The organism is Streptomyces sp. NPDC127098, from assembly GCF_042722465.1.
GTDB classification, from domain to species: Bacteria; Actinomycetota; Actinomycetes; order Streptomycetales; family Streptomycetaceae; genus Streptomyces; species Streptomyces millisiae.
This window is the reverse complement of the sequence record NZ_JBHXFJ010000039.1, coordinates 41760-56425: the sequence shown is the minus strand read 5'-3', so window position 1 is coordinate 56425 and position 14666 is coordinate 41760. Positions and strand designations below refer to the sequence as shown.

Here is a 14666-nt window from a genome sequence, read left to right as displayed (position 1 = left end):
CCCCCCGGGGAGAGCCGGACCGTCAGCTCTCCGGCGTGAGGCGTCGGCGGGTGGCCCCGTAGGCCAGCGCGCCGATCGCGGTCAGGGCGGCGGCGGTGCCGAGGGCGGCCGGCAGGTCGCCGCCGGCGCCCGTGCTGGCGAGGGCACCACCGGTGGCGCCGCCGCGGGCGCCGGTCTGGGTGCTCGGCCCGCCGGTGTCGTCGCCATCGTCGTCGTTCGGGTTGTCGTCGCCGCCGAGGTCGGCGCCCTCGACGAGTGCGACGGTGACGGTGACGGGGTCGAGCTCCTCGCCGGCCGAGTAGAAGCCGCCGAACGCCTCGGCGCCGTCGGCGGTGAGCGTGGCGGGCACCGCGTCCAGCGTGAGGACGTCGTCGACGGGGTTCAACGCGTCGGCGGGGATATCGAGTTCGGCGACGGTGAGGGCGTCGTACTCGGTGACCTCACCGCTGGTGCGGTCCTTCGATGACACGTCGGCGATCAACTCGCCCTCGGTACCGTCGATCTCGATGGCGAGTTCGCTGAACCGCAGGTCGAGCGCGCCCTCGTGGCCGGTGAAGCGGACGCCGCCGGTGAATTCGGCGTCCAGGGCGGGCGCCTCGGGGTCGAACTCGCCGCCGGCGGCCGGGAAGCGGTAGCCGTCGGCGATCTCGGTGGCGCCGCCGGAGAGTTCGACGTCGCCGCCCGCGATCGGGCCGGTCACATAGCTCCGGAAGGACTCCTTGACGCCCCAGTCGAGCCGGCCCTCCTGGACGGTGCCGGAGGTGTCGGGGTCCTGGGTGCCGGGCTCCTCGGGGTTCTCCGGCTCCTCGGGCGAGGGGTTCTGCGGCCCCTCGGGGGTGCCGGGCTGCTCCGGTTCCTGGGGCGTGCCGGGCTGCTCCGGGGTGCCCGGCTGCTCCGGCGTGCCGGGCTCCTCCGGGGTGCCCGGCCCCTCGGGTTCCTCGGCGACCGGGGTCACGGTCAGCGTGGCGGCGTCGAGCGCGGTGCCCGGCTGGTACATCGGGGTACCGTGGTACTCGAACGCCTCGGCGCCGTCCTCGGTGAGGGTGGCCGGGATGTCCTCGAAGACCATGGCGCCGCGCTCGCCCTGGCCCGGCGCGACGGCCGACAGATCGAGGCTGGCGAACTCGACGTCCTCGGTGGTGGTGCCGGCGACCGTGACGTCCGCGACGATCGATCCCGTGGTGCCCTCGGTGACGACCCGCAGTTCGGCCAGTTTCAGGTCCAACTCGCCGCCGTGGCCCAGGAAGTGGACGCTGCCGTCGAAGCCCGTGTCCACCGCGTGGGTGGTCGGGTCGTAGGTGCCGGTGCCGTCGGTGAAGCGGTGGCTGCCGTCGCCGTTGGTCTCGGCCCCGTCGGCGACGGTGATGCTGCCGCCGGCGATCGGGCCGCTGATGTAGCGGCGGAAGGACTCCTTGACGCCCCAGTCGAGCGTGCCGTCGGTGAGGCCGATGGCCGAGGGCGCGGGGGCGTCGGTGCCGCCGTCCTCGGCGAACGCCGGGGCGGCCAGGGCGGTGACACTCAGCACGGTGGCGGTGGCCGCCGCGAGCAGCAGGGGTCTGGTGGGCCTCATGCGGGGTCTGTCTCCTCGGATGGGGTGGTGTCGGTCGTTGTCTTTGGCCCCGCGCGGCGGTTGCGGCGCAGGATGCCGAACGCGAGGGCGGCCAGGGCGAGTAGGAGCCCGGCGACGATCGCGAACAGGGTGAGGGCCGAGGCGCCGCGGTCGATGTCCTCGGCCTGGACGGACTCCTCGTCGGCGTACGGCTCCCCGGTCGCCGGCTCGGCCGCGGCGGTGGGTTCGCTGCCCAGGTCGGGCAGGGCGGGCAGTTCGGCGTCGGGGTCGAGGGCGACGGCGAGGGTGATCGGGTCCATCTCGGTGCCGGGCCGGTAGAGGCCACCGAAGGCCGCCGCGCCCTGCTCGGTCAGTTGGGCCGGCACCTCGGTCAGGAGGATCAGGCCGTCCCGGGGGGCCAGTCGCTCGGGCTCGGCGGCGAAGGTGACCAGCGGCAGGTCCTCCTCCTGGCCCTGCTCGCTCGCGGTGACGTCGGCGGCCAGGGTGCCGGTGCCGTCCGCGACGGAGACGGTCACGCCGCCGAGGGTGAGGTCGAGGTCGGTGCCTGTGAAGGTGACGGCGCCGTCGAACTCGGCCTGGAGCGTGCCGGCTTCGGGGTCCGCGGTGCCCCGACCCGCCGGGAACCTGAAGAGCGCGCCGCCGTCCTGTGCGCCGTCGGTGAGCGTCCATCCGCCGGCCGCGATCTCGCCGGTGACGTACTCGCGGAAGGTGCGGCGGACGCCCCAGTCGACCACGGCGTCGGCGAACTCCCCGGTGCCCTCGGCCGGTTGGTCCTGCTCCTCGCCGGTCTCCTCGGGCTCGGGCTCGGTCTCGGTCGCGGCCGGCTCGGGGTCCTCGGTGTCGGCGGTGAGCGTCACGGGGTCGAGGGCTTCGCCCGCCTGGTAGTAGCCGGCGAAGGCGGTCGCGCCCTCGGCGGTGAGGGTGGCGGGGATGGCGGAGACGGCGATCCGGGTGCCGCCGCGCAGGTCGACGCCGGTCAGGTCGAGCGCGGCCAGCGGCACCTGCGTCGACTCGGTGATCTCGCCGCTGCCGCGCGCCTTGCCGCGCATGTCGGCGTAGAGGGTGCCGGAGCTGCCGGCGACGCTGACCGTGGGGTTGCTGATGGTGAGGTCCAACTCGTATGAGCCGTCGTCCTGTTGGTGCCCCACGAAGCGGACGCCGCCCGAGTAGCCGGCGGTGAGGGCGCCGGTCTCCGGGTCGTAGTCGCCGCTTGCCGAGTGGAAGCGGAACTGGCTCTGGCCGACGGTCGCTGCGCCGCCGCTCAGCGTCCAACTGCCGCCGGCGATGGGGCCCGTGACATAGCTCTGGAACGACGAACGGATGCCCCAGTCGAGCCGGCCGCCGGCCACGGCGCGTTCGGCGGCGTGCGCGACGCCCGAGAGCGGCGCGAGCGACAGCGCGAGCAGCACGGGCAGCGCGAGCGGCAGAAGCGTGGCGAGTGACAACAGGGCACGTGGACGCGGGTGTCCGGGCAGCATCCTGGACAGCATCGAAGGGACCCTCCCGACAACCAGGGGCGACAAACTGAGGTTAGGCTAACCTAAGTCTCGGCGGCAGATGGCCACCCCGGGAAAGAAGCAGGGAGAGGTGCGGAGACATGAAGCGAGCTGGTCCCCTGACGGCCGTTCTCGGCGCGCTGCTCCTGCTGCCGGCGCTGGCCGCCTGCGGCGGCTCGGCCGCCGGCTCGGGGGACGACGGCCCGTCCACCAGCGTGGTGGAGACCGTCGTCGACCGGGTGGAGCCGCTGTCAGGGCCGGCGCCGACGCCGGAGCTCCCGGTGACGGTCGACTCGGCGGACGGCGAGCGGGTGACCGTGGAGTCCGCCGGGCGCATCGTGCCGCTCTCCGGCTCGCTCTCCGAGATCGTCTTCACGCTCGGGCTCGGCGAGCGGGTGATGGCCCGCGACGTCACGGCCACGTTCGAGCAGGCGGCGGAGCTGCCGGTGGTCACCAGGGGCCACGACGTCTCGGCCGAGAGCGTGCTGTCGCTGCGGCCCGACGTGGTGCTGGCCGAGTCGACGAGCGGGCCCGCGGAGGCCGTCGACCAGATCCGCTCCGCCGGCGTGCCGGTGGTGGTGCTCGACGCGGCGCTCGACCTGGACTCCGTGGCGAGCAGGATCGAGGCGGTGGCCACGGCGCTCGGCGTGCCGGCCGCCGGCGAGGAGCTCAACTCCCGCACGGCGGACCGGATCGCGGCCGTCCAGCGCGACCTCCCGGCGGACGGCGACCGGCCGCGCGTGGCGTTCCTCTACCTGCGCGGCTCGGCCTCCGTCTACCTGATCGGCGGCGCCGAGTCCGGCGCGACCTCGCTGATCGAGGCCGCGGGCGGCATCGACGCGGGCGCGGACTCGGGCCTCGACCGGGACTTCACCCCCATCACGAGCGAGGCGCTGGTCGCCGCGGCGCCGGACGTGATCCTGGTGATGACCAAGGGCCTGGAATCGGTCGGCGGCGTCGACGGCCTCCTCGAACTCCCCGGCGTCGCCCAGACCCCCGCCGGCATGGACCGCCGCGTCGCCAGCGTCGAGGACGGCATGCTCCTCAACTACGGCCCCCGCACGGACCAGGTGCTCGCCTCCCTCACCACCCAGATCCACGAGACGGGCTCCGCCCGATGAGACGTCCTCGGGCCGGACGGGCCACGCCCCGCGCCGCAGGCGCGGAGGTGGCCGCCAGGCCCGCCGCCGGTGCGGCGAGCGCCGAAGGCGCGGGGGTACGGCCGGCCGGCGCCCAGGGGCCTGCGGAGCCGGGCGCCTTGGCGGCGCAGCCGTCCGGCCCTGCCGCGGAAGACGAAGGAACCCCTCGGCCGGCGTCGCCCAACTTCGCACAAGCGACCGGCGAAGCGGAACCTCTCCGGGGCGGCACGGGCGACGCCCGCCGAGCAGCCCGCGAAGCCGGCACGGACGCACGGCCTCACGTCGCCGAAGCCGCGCCGCGGTCCCGCGCCGGAGGCGCGGACCCGCGGCCGGCGGCCGAGCCCGTCACGGAAGCCGACAGCGTCGGTTGGCCGGCCGGTGCGGCAGGTGCCGCCAGCGCGGCTACGCCGGGGCACCCGCCCCGCTCCGCACGGGCGACCGGCGAAGCGGAAGCCCCCGCCGGCTCCGCCGGGGGCGCGCCGGCGCGGAGGGGTGGGTGGGTGGGGGCGGTGCTGCTGGTCGCGCTCGTCGCGACGGCGACGTTGGCCGCCGCGGTCGGCGCGTACGAGATCCCGCTCGGTGAGCTGGTCGGGTCGGTCCGGCACCGGCTGCACCTCGGTGGGCAGCCGCTCGACCGGATCGGGGAGAGCGTGCTGTGGGACGTCCGGCTGCCCCGCGTCGTGCTGGCGATGCTCGTCGGCGCCTCGCTCGGCTGCGCCGGCGCGCTGATGCAGGGCGTCTTCGGCAACCCGCTCGCCGAACCCGGCGTGATCGGCGTGTCGACGGGCGCCGCCGTCGGCGCGGTCGCCGCGATCGCGTTCGGCATCGACGTCCTCGGCAACTGGACGGTCACCGTCTTCGCGTTCGTGACCGGTCTGTTCACGGTGGGGCTGGTGTACGCGCTCTCCAGGGCCGGCGGTCGGAGCGAGGTGGTGACGCTGATCCTCACCGGCATCGCCGTCAACGCCTTCGCCATGTCGCTCGTCGGCCTGTTCATCTTCTTCGCCGACAACGCCCAGGTCTCGCAGATCACCTTCTGGCAGCTCGGCTCGCTCTCCCAGGCCACCTGGCCCAAGGTGCTCGCGGTGCTGCCCTGCGCCGCCCTCGGGCTGCTGGTCGCCCCCGGCTACGCCCGGCGCCTCGACCTGCTGGCGCTGGGCGAGCGCCCCGCGCGTCATCTCGGCGTGAACGTCGAGCGGTTGCGGGTCTCGCTGATCCTGGTGGTCGCGCTCCTCACCGCCGCGGCCGTGGCGGTGGCTGGCGTCATCGGCTTCGTCGGACTGGTCGTGCCGCACCTGCTGCGCATGGTCGCCGGTCCCGGGCACCGCTTCCTGGTGCCGGGCAGCGCCCTCGCCGGGGCGCTGGTGCTGCTCGCGGCCGACCTCGTCGCCCGCACCGTCGCCGAGCCGGCCGAGCTGCCGCTCGGCGTGATCACCGGGCTGATCGGCAGCCCGTTCTTCTTCTGGCTGCTCCGCAGGACCCGCGGCCGGCAGGGGGGTTGGGCGTGATCGGCCGGCTGTTGCGCGCCAGGGCGCCCGAGCCACCGGCCAGGCCCGCGCCGGGCGAGCCGCTGGCCCAGGCCGTCTCGCTCGGTGTCGACCTCGGCGGCCGTGCCGTGCTGAACGATGTCGACCTCACCGTGCGCGCCGGCGAGTTGCTGGCCCTGGTGGGCCCCAACGGCGCCGGCAAGTCCACGCTGTTGGCGGCGTTCGCCGCCGACCTGCCGCCCTCGGCGGGGAGGTTGACGATCGCCGGCCGCCCGCCGGGCGCCTGGGGCGCGCGGGGGCTCGCGCTGCGCCGTGCCCTGTTGCCCCAGTCGGCGACGCTGGCCTTCCCGTTCACCGTCGCCGAGGTGGTGCGGATGGGGCGCGCGCCGTGGGCCGGGACACCGGCCGAGGACGAGGACGACGCGGCGGTCGCCGAGGCGATGGCCGCCACCGAGGTCACCCCGTTCGCGGCGCGGCCCTTCTCGGCGCTCTCCGGCGGCGAACGCGCCCGGGTGGCGCTGGCCAGGGTGCTGGCCCAACGGGCGCCGCTGCTGCTGCTCGACGAGCCGACGGCCGCCCTCGACCTGCGCCACCAGGAGCTGGTGCTCGGCGTCTGCCGGGCGCGCGCCGCGGCGGGCGACGCCGTCGTGGTGGTGCTGCACGACCTCGGCCTGGCCGCGGCCCACGCGGACCGGGCCGCCGTGCTGCACGGCGGCCGGATCGCGGCCGACGGGCCGCCGGAGGCGGTCTTCACCGAGGAGTCGCTGAGCCGGGTCTACCAGCACCCGGTGGAGGTGCTGCCGCATCCGGAGACGGGGGTGCGTCTGGTGGTGCCCCGTCGCGTGGCGCGATCCGGCCGGTGAGCCCCACAAGCAGGGAAAGTTATAGCCAACGCACGCCAAACGGTAGTTGGATGCCCTAGCCTTTTCTGCGGCCCGGCGCGAACTCAGGGGGAGATGAGGACGCGCCGTTCTTCTTCGTATCTCCGCCTCATCAACGCAGTACCGTTGCACTCCTGCCGCAACGGCTTCACCGCTCTCGTGTTGTCGCATCACCTTGGGGGGTCCATGCGTCATCATCAGCCCGACAACTCGGCGACCGGGCTCGTCCGAAGACCAACGGCGGCGCCGCGGCCCATCGGCCGTCGTGAAACCTCCCGCTGGTACCCGCCACTCGCCGTCGCCGCCGACGTGTCGGGCGTCTTCGTCCCCGTCCTCGCCGTCTACGGCCTGGCGGCCGAGCCCCGCCCGCTGGCCGCCGCCACCGTCGCGACCGTCTCCTGGGTCACCGTCCGGGTGATCCACCACCGCTACCGCCCCCGTTCGCTGGGCGAGACCCGCGGCCTGCTGCCCACCGTCCACGACTGGCTGATCTTCCTGGGTCTGTTGGCCGGCCTGCGCGCCGTCACCGGCGAACAGTCGGCCGTCGCCTCGGCGTTAGCCGCCCTCCTGCCCTCCCTGCTGATCACCGCGGCGACGGGCGCGCTGATCCACCGTCACCTGCTGGCGCAGCGGCACCGGGCCCAGGCCGTGCGGCGGGTGCTGGTGGTGGGAGAGCCGGGGCCGGTCGACGAGGTCACCGCGCAGCTGGCCGCCCGCACCGACCACGCCTATGTCGTCATCGGCACCGTGCTGGTCGGCGACGCGGGCGAACTCACCTCGGGCGTCCCGGAGATGGGACGGCTCCCGGCGGCCGTCGACCGCTCCCCCGCCATACCGGACCTGATACCCGAGGGCCCGGACGGCTCCACGGTGCTGGCCGCGGCCCGTCGGCAGGACGCGGACCTGGTGCTGGTCGCGCCCGGCTGCCTGCTCACCGGCGAGCGGCTGCGCCGCGTCTGCTGGGCCGTCCAGGACGCCGGCCTGCAACTCGCCGTCGCCTCCGGCCTCTCGGAGGTGGCGCTGCGCCGGCTGACGGTCTCCACCGCCGCCGGGCTCAACCTCCTGCACATCGCCCCGCCGCTGCGCAACGGCCCGCAGCCGGCCCTGAAGTCGGTCCTCGACCGGGTGGCGGCCGGCGTGGCGCTCGTGGTGCTCTCCCCGCTGCTGCTCACCCTGGCGCTGGCCGTCAGCCTGGACTCGCGTGGGCCGGCGCTCTACCGGCAGACCAGGATCGGCTACCGCGGCACCCCGTTCACGTTGTGGAAGTTCCGCACCATGGTCGCGGACGCCGAGTCGCGGCGGCCCGAACTCGAGGGGCTCAACGAACATCTGAGTGGCCCGCTGTTCAAGATCCGCCGCGATCCCCGGGTGACCAGGCTCGGCCGTTTCCTGCGCCGCACCTCGCTGGACGAACTCCCCCAGCTCGTCAACGTGTTACGCGGCCAGATGTCACTGGTCGGGCCGCGGCCGCCGCTGCCGGAGGAGGTGGCGCGCTACGGCGCGGTGGAGCTGCGCCGGCTCGGCGTCAAGCCGGGGATCACCGGCCCCTGGCAGGTCAGCGGCCGCTCTGACCTGTCGTGGGACGAGGGCCTGGCGCTCGATCTCTTCTACACCGACAACTGGTCGGTGACCGGCGACCTGGACGTCCTGGCCCGCACCTTCCGCGCGGTCGTCGACGGCCGGGGCGCCTACTGATGGCCCGTGCGGGCCGGCGCGGGCACGGTGGCGTAGCTGCGGGGACGCTCACCGGCCGCGCCCTCACCCAGCCACCACTCGTAGGTCTCCCGGACGCCGCGCGGCAGCGGCGTCCGGGGCGTGAAGCCGAGCGCGGCGAGCCGGGAGACGTCGAGCAGCTTACGGGGGGTGCCGTCCGGCTTGCTCGGGTCCCAGGCGATCCGGCCGGTGAAGCCGACGGCCTCCGCGATGACCGCGGCCAGCTCGGCGATCGTCAGGTCCTCGCCTACGCCGACGTTGACCGGCGAGTCGCCGTCGTACTCGCGCAGCAGGGTGACGCAGGCGCGGCCGAGGTCGTCGCTGTGCAGGAACTCGCGGCGCGGCGTGCCGGTGCCCCACAGCGTCACCTCCTCGCGCCCGTCCCGCTTCGCCTCGTGGAAGCGGCGGATCAGCGCGGGCAGCACGTGCGAGTTCTCCGGGTCGAAGGTGTCGCCCGGGCCGTAGAGGTTGGTGGGCAGGGCCACCACGTAGGAGCGCCCGAACTGCCGCCGGTAGGACCTGACCTGGGAGATGCCGGCGATCTTGGCCAGCGCGTAGGGCTCGTTGGTCGGCTCCAACGGGCCGGTCAGCAGGGCGTCCTCGGTGATCGGCTGCGGCGCGTGCTTGGGGTAGATGCACGAGGAGCCGAGGAACAGCAGCCGGTCGACGCCGGCCGCGTGCGCGCCGGCGATCACGCTGAGCTGGATGCGCAGGTTGTCCTCGAGGAACGGCACCGGGTAGCGGTCGTTGGCCAGGATCCCGCCGACCGTCGCGGCGGCGAGGACCACCGCGTCGGGTCGGGTGTCGCGCAGGTGGCGCAGGGTCGCGTCGGCGTCCCGCAGGTCGAGCTCCGCGCGGGTCCTGGTCAGCACCTCGTAGCCCTGTTCCGCGAGTTGGCGGGCGATGGCGCTTCCGGCCAGGCCGCGGTGCCCCGCGACGAAGATCCGCGCGTCGGGCGGCAGCAGTGTCGTCATGGCAACGGATTGTTGCATAACCACACATATCTCTCTGTTCTTCCCGAAGAGAAAGGCTGGGGCCGCGATGAGTGGCGGTAACAGGACGGCGTTGATCACCGGCGTCACCGGACAGGACGGCTCGTACCTCGCCGAACTGCTGTTGGCCAAGGGCTACACGGTGCACGGCCTGCTGCGGCGGTCCTCCTCGTTCAACACCGAGCGGATCGACCACGTCTACCAGGGGCCGCAGGAGCCGTCCCGGACGCTGGTGCTGCACCACGCCGACCTCTCCGACGGCGTGGCCCTGGTGAACCTGCTGCGCGAGCTGAGACCGGACGAGGTCTACAACCTGGGCGCCCAGTCGCACGTCCGGGTCTCGTTCGACGTCCCGATGTACACCGGGGACGTGACCGGGCTCGGCACGCTGCGGCTGCTGGAGGCGATCCGCGCCAGCGGCATCGACACCCGCATATACCAGGCGTCCTCGTCCGAGATGTTCGGCGCGACGCCGCCGCCGCAGAACGAGGAGACGCCGTTCCACCCGCGCAGCCCGTACGGCTGCGCCAAGGTCTACGGCTACTGGTCCACCGTCAACTACCGTGAGGCGTACGGCCTCTACGCGGTCAACGGGATCCTGTTCAACCACGAGTCGCCGCGCCGGGGCGAGACGTTCGTGACCCGCAAGATCACCCGGGCCGTGGCCAGGATCAGGGCCGGGCTCCAGGACCGGCTCTACATGGGCAACCTGGACGCGGTGCGCGACTGGGGCTACGCGCCGGAGTACGTCGAGGCGATGTGGCGGATGCTCCAGCAGGACGAGCCCGGCGACTACGTGGTGGCCACCGGGGTGGCGGCCACGGTGCGGGACTTCCTGGAGGCCGCCTTCGCGGCCGGCGGGCTCGACTGGACGGAGTACGTGCGGTTCGACCCCAAGTACGAGCGGCCGAGCGAGGTGGACGCGCTGATCGGGGACGCGTCCAAGGCGCGGGAGGTGCTGGGTTGGAAGGCGGAGGTGCGCTGGCGCGAGCTGGCCGAGCTGATGGTGGCCGCCGACATCGAGACGCTGGACGCCGAGTTGAGCGGCCGGCGGGTCCGGATCGACCGCTGAGCGACCGCGTGCGCCGGGGCGTCACCACGCGCCCCGGATTCACCACCGTTCGCGCACAACCTGACGGGCCGTTGGTTGGTCCTAGTTGCGCCGGATGGCGGCACAGTGCGGATCGGTAAGGCTGGTTGGGTAGTGGGTGAGGCGATGAGAGCCAGGGGCTTGCGGCGGTTCCTTGCGCGGCGGACACGGCTGGGCGGGGCCGGGGTCGTGGTGGCGTTGGCGGGTGGGTTGTTGGCCGGGCCCGCCGCGCCGGCGGCGGTCGCGGTGACGGAGCCGGTCGGGATGACCGCCGACGAGCTGCCGACCTGGCAGACCAACGGCATCGTGTACGCCCTCGCCGAGGCCGACGGCGTCGTCTTCGTCGGCGGCACCTTCTCCGCCGTCCGGCCGCCCGGGGCCGAGGCCGGCACGCAGGAGCGTCCCGCCGGCAACTTCGTCGCCCTGGACGCCGCCACCGGCGAACCCGTCGACTGCGACCTGTCGTTCTCGGTGGGCTCGGGCACCGCCACCGTGCGGGCGCTGGCCGTCTCACCCGACGGGCGCACCCTGTACGTCGGCGGCACCTTCGGCTCGGTCAACGGCGTCGGCGCCAGCAGCGTCGCCGCCTTCGACATTCCGAGCTGCACCCGCAGGCCCTTCCCGCCGGCCGCCAACGGCATGGTGCGGGACATCGCCGCCACCGCCGACCGCGTCTACCTGGCCGGCGACTTCACCCAGATCGGCGGCACGGCCCGCGGCCGGTTCGCGGCCGTCACCACCGACGGCGCCGTGGTGCCCGGCTGGGTGGCCAACGCCGACGAGATCGGCAAGGCCGTCGAGCTCACGCCCGACGGGCGCAACGTGCTGCTCGGCGGCGACTTCTACACCATGAACGGCGCCAACTCCCACGCCCTGGCCGTGGTCAGCGCCAGCACCGGCGCCAACGTCCGCACCTACCCGCTCGGGTTCATCGACGACGGCTCCACCGTGCAGGACATCGCGGTCGACGCCACCGGCTTCTACACCGCCAACGAGGGCACCGGCGGTGGCGTGTTCGACGGCCGCATCGCGCTCGACCTGGCCACCTTCAACGAGCGCTGGCGCGACACCTGCCTGGGCGCCACCCAGGACGTCGCGGTGCACGGCTCCGTGGTCTACAGCGCGCACCACGCCCACGACTGCTCCAGCATGGGCGAGTTCCCCGACCAGGAGCGCTACCACCTGTTCGCGCAGGCCGTGGACACCGGCGAGAAGCTGGGCTGGTTCCCCAACACCAACGACGGCCTGGGCGAGGCGCTCGGCCCGCGCACCCTGCTGGCCGTCACCGACCACCCCACCGACGACCGGGACTTCATGTGGGTGGGCGGCGGCTTCACCACCGTCAACGGCGCCCCGCAGTGGGGCCTCACCCGCTTCGCCACCTCGCCCGACGTCGGCGCCCCCTCAGTCCCCGAGGCGCACGCCGCCAGCACCACGCCGGGACGCATCGACGTGACCTGGCGCCCCAGCCTCGACCTGGACGACAGCCGGCTCACCTACCGGGTCTACCGGGACGGCGGCAGCCAGCCGATCCACACCGTGCAGGCGTCCTCGGTCCCCTGGCGGCGCGCGCAGCTCAGCTTCGCCGACACCGGCATGTCGGCCGGCGAGAGCCACAGTTACCGGATCACCGCCACCGACGGCGCCGGCAACACCAGCGCGCTCTCCGCCCCCGTGACGGCGACGGCGGCCGGCGGCACCCAGCCGTACGTGACCGCCGTGCTGGCCGACAGCCCGCTGCTGTACTGGCGTTACGACGAGACCGCCAACAACTTCGCCTCCGACGCCTCGGGCAACGGCAACAACGGGGTGCACCGGGGCGGCCCGCAGCGCGGCGTGACACCGGGCGCCGTGCCGGGACCCGAGGCGACCGCCGTCGGCCACGACGGCGTCGACTCGTACACCTACAGCGACCGCTCCTTCTCCGGCCTGCAACGCTTCACCGTGGAGACGTGGTTCAGGACCACGACCACCTCGGGCGGCAAGCTGATCGGCCTCGGCAACCGCACGCTGCAGCCGAGCACCGCCCGCGACAACAACCTCTACATGCTCAACGACGGCCGGCTCTCGTTCGGCATCGTCAACAACAGCAACCGGGTCATCACCAGCTCCGGCCGCTACAACGACGGGCGTTGGCACCACGTCGCGGCGTCCGTCGGCGCGAACGGCATGCGGCTCTACGTGGACGGCCAGCAGGTGGCCAGCAACCTGCTCTACACGACCGCCCGCAACGTGACCGGCTACTGGCGGGCCGGCGGCGACTCCCTGGTCAACTGGGCCAACCGGCCGGCCAGCGACCTCTTCGCCGGCCAGCTCGACGAGACCGCCGTCTACCCCGCCCAGCTGTCCGCCGCCCGCGTCTCGGCGCACTACCAGGCGGCCTCCCAGCCGACCGACACCGTGACGACCGTGACGCCGACGGCCGACACCTATGTCAACGGCGCGGCGGCGACCACCACCTACGGCGGCCACCAGCAGCTGGCGGTGCGCGGCAGCAGCGCCTACGAGAGCTACCTCGGCTTCCGGCTGCCGGCCGCCCCGGCCGGGCAGGTGCTGAAGAGCGCCGCGCTGCGGGTGCGGGTCTCCGACGACTCGGTGGCGGGCTCGGTCGACGACTTCCAGGTGGTGCCGATCGACGGCGCCTGGGACGAGGCCACCACCACCTACGCCACCCGGCCCGCGCTCTCCGCCACGACACTCGGCACGCTGAGCGCCCCCGAGGCGCCCGGCGGCGTCCACTCGGTGCCGCTCGACCTGGCGACCGTGCGGGCCGCGCTCGGCGGCGACTTCGACGTGGCGCTGCGCGGCGCGGGCACGGACAGCCTGTGGCTGTGGGCCAGGGAGGCCGCCCAGAGCGGCTACCGGCCGCAGCTGGTGCTGACCTTCGGGGCACCCTGATGAGGGCCCGCGCACTGGCCTGCGGAGTGCTCCTGGCCGCCGTCGTCTCGCTGACCGCCTGCGGCGGCGGGGACGACGGCGGCCGGGCCGCCAGCGAGCCCGAGTCCGAGCGCACGGCGACCGCGACGGAGGGCCCCGAGGCGGCCGGCGACGAGGCCACGGCGGGCGCCACTCCCGACGCCGGCGCGGGCACCGGGCCGACCGACGACGGCGTTCCGGACGAGACCGTGCCCGAGGGGGAACTCACGCCCGCCGAGGGAGAGTTCGCCGAGGAGGAGCGGGAGTACCTGACCGACCGGGTGCCGGTGGGCGCCGACCCGGCCGCCATCCTGGAGATGGGCGACGAGGCGTGCTACCGCATCGGCTACCTGGAGCGGCACGACCGGGAGGGCGCGGTGCGGGCGTTGCGCGAGGGCGAGATCCCGGACGCGGCGGCCGCCGTCGAGCACCTGTGCCCGGAGTACGCCGAGCTGCTGGCCGAGGCGGAGTCCGAGGCGGCGACCGAAGAGTGACAGCGCGACAGGGAGACGAGTGACCCGACTACCGATCGTGGTGGCGATCCCCACCAAGAACGAGGCGGCCAACATCACCGGCGCGGTGCGTTCCGTCATCGACCACTTCGCGGCCGTGGTGGTCGTGGACTCCGACAGCACGGACGACACCCGCGCCCTGGCCAAGGCGGAGGGCGCGGAGGTCGTCCCCTACACCTGGGACGGCCGCTACCCGAAGAAGAAGCAGTGGTGTCTGGAGAACGTCCACCCGGAGACGGACTGGATGCTCTTCCTCGACGGGGACGAGACGCCGAGCGGCGAGCTGATCGCCGAGCTGCGGCGGATCTTCCACGACGGCCGACCGGTCCGCCCGGCGGCCTTCGACATCCCGCTCGGCTACTGGTTCGCGGGGCGGCGGCTGCGGCACGGCCACACCATTGTGAAGCGGGCGCTGCTCGACCGCACCCGGGCCAGGTTCCCGGAGCCCGACGACCTGGCCGCGCCGGGCATGGGCGAGCAGGAGGGTCACTACCAGCCGCTCGCGGAGCCGGTGCACCGGCTGCGGGCCCCCATCGAGCACCGGGACCTCGACCCGGTGCGGACCTGGTTCGACCGGCACAACCGGTACTCGGACTGGGAGGCGTGGCTTGAGCGCCACCCCGAGGTGCGGGAGCAGATCCGCACGGCGAAGACCCGGCAGGGGCAGATCTTCCACCGGGCGCCGTTCAAGCCGCTGTTGTCGTTCGGGTACTCCTACGTGTACCGGCGGGGCTTCCTCGACGGCCGGGCCGGTTTCGACTACGCGCTGGCCATGAGCTTCTACCGCTGGCAGATCGGGGTGAAGGCGCGGGAGGCGGCCGCCGCCGAGCGGCCGACCGACTGACCGGACGGGGCGGGGTCGGCTCCCCC

Annotated in this window: 11 protein-coding genes; 8 read left to right on the top strand and 3 right to left on the bottom strand. The window is 74.0% G+C overall.

What is annotated here, in order from left to right; translation table 11 throughout:
• Positions 1 to 22 precede the first annotated feature (22 nt).
• Together ACFWI8_RS23210 and ACFWI8_RS23205 are read right to left on the bottom strand one after the other, a co-directional pair.
• Positions 23 to 1570 (bottom strand): HtaA domain-containing protein, encoded by a 1548-nt coding sequence (locus ACFWI8_RS23210; RefSeq protein ID WP_387094749.1) that lies wholly within the window; start codon positions 1568 to 1570, stop codon positions 23 to 25.
• Positions 1567 to 3060: an HtaA domain-containing protein gene (locus ACFWI8_RS23205; RefSeq protein WP_387094747.1), complete on the bottom strand. Its 1494-nt coding sequence runs from the start codon at positions 3058 to 3060 to the stop codon at positions 1567 to 1569. Before ACFWI8_RS23205 ends, ACFWI8_RS23210 begins: the two co-directional genes overlap by 4 nt.
• Before the next feature lie 107 nt (positions 3061 to 3167).
• Here ACFWI8_RS23205 and ACFWI8_RS23200 point away from each other — a divergent pair, with 107 nt between their 5' ends.
• The 4 genes from ACFWI8_RS23200 to ACFWI8_RS23185 all read left to right on the top strand — a co-directional run bounded on the left by ACFWI8_RS23200 (position 3168) and on the right by ACFWI8_RS23185 (position 8268).
• On the top strand, positions 3168 to 4187 hold the full coding sequence (locus ACFWI8_RS23200; RefSeq protein ID WP_387094746.1) for a hemin ABC transporter substrate-binding protein: 1020 nt from the start codon (positions 3168 to 3170) through the stop codon (positions 4185 to 4187).
• 518 nt (positions 4188 to 4705) lie between these two features.
• Positions 4706 to 5713, top strand: coding sequence for a FecCD family ABC transporter permease (locus ACFWI8_RS23195; RefSeq protein ID WP_387094744.1), 1008 nt, complete (start codon positions 4706 to 4708; stop codon positions 5711 to 5713).
• Entirely contained in the window at positions 5710 to 6555 is an 846-nt protein-coding gene (locus tag ACFWI8_RS23190; protein WP_387094742.1) for a heme ABC transporter ATP-binding protein, read from the top strand. The genes ACFWI8_RS23195 and ACFWI8_RS23190 overlap by 4 nt, the downstream gene beginning before the upstream one ends.
• Before the next feature lie 204 nt (positions 6556 to 6759).
• A complete protein-coding gene (locus tag ACFWI8_RS23185) occupies positions 6760 to 8268 on the top strand; it encodes a sugar transferase (RefSeq protein ID WP_387094740.1) in 1509 nt (502 codons plus the stop codon).
• On the opposite strand, the gene ACFWI8_RS23180 is transcribed toward ACFWI8_RS23185, so the two are convergent.
• Positions 8262 to 9260 carry a GDP-L-fucose synthase family protein gene (locus tag ACFWI8_RS23180; RefSeq protein WP_387094738.1) on the bottom strand — a complete coding sequence of 333 codons (999 nt, stop codon included), beginning with the start codon at positions 9258 to 9260 and terminating at the stop codon, positions 8262 to 8264. The two genes, ACFWI8_RS23185 and ACFWI8_RS23180, sit on opposite strands and share 7 nt — an antisense overlap.
• A 67-nt stretch (positions 9261 to 9327) precedes the next feature.
• On the opposite strand from ACFWI8_RS23180, the gene gmd reads away from it, so the two are divergent.
• The 4 genes from gmd to ACFWI8_RS23160 all read left to right on the top strand — a co-directional run bounded on the left by gmd (position 9328) and on the right by ACFWI8_RS23160 (position 14640).
• Positions 9328 to 10350 carry a GDP-mannose 4,6-dehydratase gene (gene gmd, locus ACFWI8_RS23175; protein ID WP_387094736.1) on the top strand — a complete coding sequence of 341 codons (1023 nt, stop codon included), beginning with the start codon at positions 9328 to 9330 and terminating at the stop codon, positions 10348 to 10350.
• Between the two features lie 144 nt (positions 10351 to 10494).
• Positions 10495 to 13266 carry a LamG-like jellyroll fold domain-containing protein gene (locus ACFWI8_RS23170; RefSeq protein ID WP_387094734.1) on the top strand — a complete coding sequence of 924 codons (2772 nt, stop codon included), beginning with the start codon at positions 10495 to 10497 and terminating at the stop codon, positions 13264 to 13266.
• Positions 13266 to 13778, top strand: a complete 513-nt coding sequence (locus ACFWI8_RS23165; RefSeq protein ID WP_387094732.1) for a hypothetical protein — start codon at positions 13266 to 13268, stop codon at positions 13776 to 13778. The genes ACFWI8_RS23170 and ACFWI8_RS23165 overlap by 1 nt, the downstream gene beginning before the upstream one ends.
• Before the next feature lie 19 nt (positions 13779 to 13797).
• The gene (locus tag ACFWI8_RS23160; RefSeq protein ID WP_387094730.1) at positions 13798 to 14640 is read left to right on the top strand and encodes a glycosyltransferase family 2 protein; all 843 of its coding nucleotides are present in this window, start codon (positions 13798 to 13800) and stop codon (positions 14638 to 14640) included.
• Positions 14641 to 14666 lie beyond the last annotated feature (26 nt).

Excerpts from the sequence above, each read along its gene's own strand:
- ACFWI8_RS23180 (WP_387094738.1), bottom strand. The coding sequence starts at position 9,260 with ATGACGACACTGCTGCCGCCCGACGCGCGGATCTTCGTCGCGGGGCAC.
- ACFWI8_RS23170 (WP_387094734.1), top strand. The coding sequence starts at position 10,495 with ATGAGAGCCAGGGGCTTGCGGCGGTTCCTTGCGCGGCGGACACGGCTG.
- ACFWI8_RS23210 (WP_387094749.1), bottom strand. The coding sequence starts at position 1,570 with ATGAGGCCCACCAGACCCCTGCTGCTCGCGGCGGCCACCGCCACCGTG.
- ACFWI8_RS23185 (WP_387094740.1), top strand. The coding sequence starts at position 6,760 with ATGCGTCATCATCAGCCCGACAACTCGGCGACCGGGCTCGTCCGAAGA.
- ACFWI8_RS23200 (WP_387094746.1), top strand. The coding sequence starts at position 3,168 with ATGAAGCGAGCTGGTCCCCTGACGGCCGTTCTCGGCGCGCTGCTCCTG.
- gmd (WP_387094736.1), top strand. The coding sequence starts at position 9,328 with ATGAGTGGCGGTAACAGGACGGCGTTGATCACCGGCGTCACCGGACAG.
- ACFWI8_RS23165 (WP_387094732.1), top strand. The coding sequence starts at position 13,266 with ATGAGGGCCCGCGCACTGGCCTGCGGAGTGCTCCTGGCCGCCGTCGTC.
- ACFWI8_RS23205 (WP_387094747.1), bottom strand. The coding sequence starts at position 3,060 with ATGCTGTCCAGGATGCTGCCCGGACACCCGCGTCCACGTGCCCTGTTG.